Consider the following 1,927-nt stretch of genomic DNA (forward strand, 5'->3'; position numbering starts at 1 on the left):
GCTATCTTTCAGTCAACGTCGGAATGACACTCACGTGCCATTCCGTAACGAAATCATAGCCAAAACCGTTGTAACACATTTAACGCAAGTAACTAAGGAAATTAACTGAAATAAATCATATTTGAATATTTAGGAAAATTATCTAAAGAAATAGAAATTATGAAATTGAACGATTACATAGAAAACGAAAGAATTAGACAAGTTGAAAATCAAATTGATAACCAAAATGAATTACTAACATTGAAATATGCTATTTTGGATTTTGAAAAAAACTTTGAAAATTTAGTGTCAAATGGATTTATAAGTGAACTACAATTACTTTCGAAAACATCAAATTTTGACTTTGAAATATTAGAAAAAAATATTGAAGAACATCCTTATAAATATTATTGTGAATTTAATATTTGGGTAGAATTACAACCTGCTCAATATTATTTGTACGTGAATGCAGACCCAAAAGAAAGTTTGAACTCAATTAAGATTAGTGTGGAAAGTTCAGGATACCAAAGAAAACTTGATGAAAGAGAACTTGAATTTGAAATTCTAAAAAAAATATGCTTTGAGGAATATTTAATTGAACTTGTTCAAGAGTTTAGAAAATATGATTAAAAAACGTGTTACAACAATGTATAACCGCAATTGCTTCGGATTTTCCTAAGCGGAAAATCCTCGCGAACGCCAAAGGTTTGTACTTTTTAACTAACTTAGTGCCAAAACCAACGCAACTGACGGTTATACGAGACCGTTGTAAACAATTTTGAAGAAACATAGAACATAAAATAAAAAATATGGAATTACATAGCCAACTTAAAGGACTTGCAGAAAAAGTCGACCAATTGAAAGACAAAATCGATACTGAAGAATCGACAAAACACGCTTTCACACTTCCATTCATTAATATTTTAGGATACGACACGTTCAATCCGACAGAAGTTGTGCCTGAATTTACAGCAGATTTAGGACTAAAAAAGGGAGAAAAAGTTGATTATGCCATATTCCAAAATGGAAATCCGATTTTAATTGTTGAGTGCAAACATTGGAAACAAAATTTAGACGTTCATAACTCTCAACTTTTTAGATATTTCCACGTTACGAAAACCCGCTTCGCACTTTTAACCAACGGAATTCAATACAGATTTTACACGGATTTGGAAGAAACCAACAAAATGGACGAAAAACCATTCTTGGAATTTGACATTACAAAACTAAAAGAAAGTACAGTTAAAGAAATTGAAAAATTCCATAAGTCAAAATTTGACATTTCTTCAATCGTAGATAATGCAAGTAATTTAAAATACACTCGTGAAATAAAATCTCTGATTGACCAAGAAATTGCGGAACCTTCTCAAGATTTTGTTAAGTTATTTGCAAATAAAGCTTACAGCGGACGTTTGACTTCAAAAGTAATGGAGGAATTTACAGAAATCGTAAATAAAGCTTTTAACCAAATAATTAGCGAAAAAGTAAATGACAGACTGAATTCCGCATTGAACAAAGAGCAGGAAAAACAACAAGCAGAGGAGCAAGTTGAGGAACAACCGAAAAGTAAGGTTGAAACTACCGCAGAAGAAATGGAAGGCTATCAAATTGTTGTTGCAATTTTGCGTAGAAAAATTGGAAAAGACCGAATTGTTCATAGAGACACGCAATCTTATTTCGGAATTTTATTGGACGATAACAACAGAAAACCAATTTGCCGACTTCATTTAAACGGAGGCGTTAAATACATAAGTCTGTTTGACCAAGACAAGAATGAAACACGAGAAAAAATCGAATCTGTAGATGACATTTATCGCTTCGAAAAACAACTCTTGAATACGATAGAATTTTACGATAACGAATAAAAAAAAACTGTTTACAACAATGGCTATAAGTAATTGCTTGTTCTCGCCTACTTCTGAAAATCCTCGCGGATTTTCAGTTTGGT

2 protein-coding genes are annotated in these 1,927 nt (G+C 31.8%); both read left to right on the forward strand.

Annotation, left to right across the window (positions count from 1 at the left end; all coding sequences use genetic code 11):
* The first annotated feature begins 159 nt into the window (after positions 1-159).
* On the forward strand, positions 160-609 hold the full coding sequence (locus WA327_RS07800; protein ID WP_336068319.1) for a hypothetical protein: 450 nt from the start codon (positions 160-162) through the stop codon (positions 607-609).
* Positions 610-788: 179 nt separating this feature from the next.
* A complete protein-coding gene (locus WA327_RS07805; RefSeq protein ID WP_336068321.1) occupies positions 789-1,844 on the forward strand; it encodes a type I restriction endonuclease in 1,056 nt (351 codons plus the stop codon).
* Positions 1,845-1,927 lie beyond the last annotated feature (83 nt).

The sequence above is a fragment of the Mesoflavibacter sp. CH_XMU1404-2 genome (assembly GCF_037029465.1).
GTDB lineage: Bacteria > Bacteroidota > Bacteroidia > Flavobacteriales > Flavobacteriaceae > Mesoflavibacter.